Genomic DNA, 2,634 nt, shown 5'->3' with positions numbered 1-2,634 from the left:
GTGGGATAATTGCGTCCGGGGAAAGGGGAACTCCGGACGTTACCGACTTTGCGCAACAAAGCCACGTGCAATGCAAGGTCGCGCAGGATGTTAAAGGCAATGGGGTCATTGCCCCCCTTGGATACCGTATCCTTGAATATCTTGAGGACAGTGGCAACCGGTGTCGGCAGCTTTGTTTTTGCCGCTTCGCACACATCAATAAGCGGCTTGTATTCCTCATGCAGTTTTTGTTGTTCGTCTAGGTTTTCAAGTGCCGCCACATCCCCTTTCAGTACTTCGGCGACGGATTCAAGCTCTGGAAAGGTTCGCAACAAAGCCTCGGAAAGCCTACGTGCTTCAGTAAATTCGCTGCGATTGTTTGCGAGGTCCACGCAAAGCGATCTCAGCTTTTCGTAGATCCGCTTTGATCGTCCTTCTTCATGGCCTTGATGCTGTTCATAGACCTGAACCGGCTGATTCACGTCATCCCAACGAACCAAGAGGTCAGATGCTCTTGTTACAAGTGCTTCTAGATCAGCGTCGGTATTTTCAGCTTCCGATATGACCTTATCGATCTCATCGCTTATGCGGGCTAGGTCAGGTTCACTCAAGGTATCATAATTGCGAACAAACTGCTCCAAGAACGAACTCGAAGGATGCCTTCTCAGCTCGGCTTCGACAATCCGGTCCATGACTTCGCCAGGGCGATCTAGGCTCCAAATCCCTACAGCCGCCGATCTGGCATGCTGCCTTTCGAGTTCCACAAGCGCGTTACGCATCGGCTTGCGTTCGACACTTGGAAATCCTGCGCTTAGACGATTTTCGTTGATGAATGTCAGGATGTTCGCTTCATCAATCTCATCCCAAGCAGCTACCAGAGCATGAAAAAGGCTGTCGTTGACATTTCCTGAGCCCGCAAAATGCGCAAGGATGTTAGCCTTGGCCAGTTCCGGCGCGTGCTTTGATGTTTCAATAAGCGCCTTAAGGTCACCGGAAGCGACAAGGCCCAGAACATTGGACGTTTGAGCTTGGCTCAACTCTGGCAACCAAGAGATTTCTTGTTCAAGCCGGGCATTTGGTGCCAGTAGGCTTTGCTGTGCGCGTTGGATTGTTTGGGGCTCGAAAAACTCATCAAACTCGGCATCTTCAACCAATTCGGCGATGTCTGATCTATCGGCGTCGTAGCCTGCTTTTAAAATATGAAACGCGCTACTGGTAAGGTCGAAACATCCGTTATTCATCAATAATTTCTCAAGTCAAAATGGGCCAAGCTTGCGCAGAGCGTCGCACGCAAGCGTTGTATTACAAACACCTAAACCGCAGCTACGCGCGAAATTCAGTACTCTGAGTGATTGAAAACGACACGCCTTCGCGTTGCTTCAGCCGCGACACCATGGCCAGAAGATTATCAGCGCGCGGGTTTCCCTTCGCGCTGAGCATCCGCATCAGGCTCTTGGGGTCTTTGTCCATGTCTTGCGCCAAGGCTTCAAACCCCACTGTGGCGTTCACGTAGTCGCGCAACAAGACCTTACCCGTCTCCAGATCATCGCTGAGCATCGCCTCTATGGCTTCACGAAACAGGCCCGCACGAAACTCAGGATCGCGCTCAGCGCGCGCTTTGATCGTGTCTTTGAAGTCTTTGGTCAGTGGCATCTCAGTCGCCTTTCTCTTTCCGGGCTTTGTAGTCGTCCCAATAGGCTTTGGCCTGCTCTATGTCCTTTGACTGGCGCTTCTTGGTCCCGCCACAGAGCAAGATCACAAGCGTATCGCCGTCTTGGCCAAAATAGACGCGGTAGCCAGGGCCGAAGGTGATGCGCCGCTCTGACACGCCTTGTCCGACCGGCTTCACGTCGCCTAGGTTTCCGGTCTCGATCCGTGCAAGCGCCGTTCGCACCTTCAATGCTGCCGCCGTGTCGAGACCATTGAACCAATCGTCAAACGGCGTTTTCCCCGCTTCGGTGACATAGACAACAAGCTTATTCATTGGGGCTATTGGTGACACATACGTTACCATTTGTCAATTGGTTTGCACCATTCAATGCGTCATCCCCCTGTCCATCTCCACCTCCCACGCTTCTAGCTCTGTCTCAACCTCTCTTCGGCGGCCCTCACTAACTTCAAGCTGGTCTCGAGTTGCGTGCGCAGCTTCCCGTAGTTCGAGCCCTCGCTCAGCAAGCCGTGCAACGCAGGTATGCTTTGCCGACGCGCGGCAGGTCGTTAGCCTGCATCTGTGAAGGCATCGATCATGGTTGCGCGGTCGGTGATCAGGCCGACGCTGATCTGGTCTTGCAGCCATGCGTGCAGCTCGTCGCGACCTTGCGCGCGTGTTGGCGTCTCGATGGTGTCGCGGACCTCTTGGGTGCGCTCCAACTCCATCGGATCGGCCCAGCCGTGACGCTGGTTCATGACATCGCGCAGGCTGTCGAAGGCTTTCTCATAGCCGGGCGGCGCGATGTTCAGGCTCCGCCCCGAGGTCAATTCCAGGCGCGGGGTGCAGAAGTGCAGCTCAACGCGGTCTTCGTGGGTATGTCGGACCCAAAGCACCTCATATTGCGTCGGGTCTGTGAACAGGCATGCAATTTTGACCCCGTAACGGGGTGATCGGCGTCCAACAATGACCCCCTTACACTGATGTGGATGATGCTCCCGAGGCTA

General features: G+C 54.1%; 4 protein-coding genes. All 4 read right to left on the bottom strand.

Features of this window, described 5'->3' with window-relative positions; all coding sequences use genetic code 11:
* The coding region (locus CHB90_RS25750; protein ID WP_141135991.1) for a hypothetical protein at positions 1-1,220 on the bottom strand (1,220 nt) is incomplete at its 3' end.
* Positions 1,221-1,302: 82 nt separating this feature from the next.
* Entirely contained in the window at positions 1,303-1,632 is a 330-nt protein-coding gene (locus CHB90_RS25745) for a helix-turn-helix domain-containing transcriptional regulator (protein WP_089280539.1), read from the bottom strand.
* Between the two features lies 1 nt (position 1,633).
* On the bottom strand, positions 1,634-1,963 hold the full coding sequence (locus tag CHB90_RS25740) for a type II toxin-antitoxin system RelE/ParE family toxin (protein WP_089280538.1): 330 nt from the start codon (positions 1,961-1,963) through the stop codon (positions 1,634-1,636).
* A gap of 233 nt (positions 1,964-2,196) precedes the next feature.
* Positions 2,197-2,523: a relaxase/mobilization nuclease domain-containing protein gene (locus tag CHB90_RS25735; protein ID WP_245823391.1), complete on the bottom strand. Its 327-nt coding sequence runs from the start codon at positions 2,521-2,523 to the stop codon at positions 2,197-2,199.
* Positions 2,524-2,634 lie beyond the last annotated feature (111 nt).

Source organism: Antarctobacter heliothermus, from assembly GCF_900188425.1.
Lineage (GTDB): Bacteria > Pseudomonadota > Alphaproteobacteria > Rhodobacterales > Rhodobacteraceae > Antarctobacter > Antarctobacter heliothermus.
This window is presented reverse-complemented; position numbering and strand designations above follow the sequence as displayed.

Bases quoted from the DNA above. Each gene is read 5' to 3' on its own strand.
- CHB90_RS25740 (WP_089280538.1), bottom strand. From the start codon at position 1,963: ATGAATAAGCTTGTTGTCTATGTCACCGAAGCGGGGAAAACGCCGTTT.
- CHB90_RS25745 (WP_089280539.1), bottom strand. From the start codon at position 1,632: ATGCCACTGACCAAAGACTTCAAAGACACGATCAAAGCGCGCGCTGAG.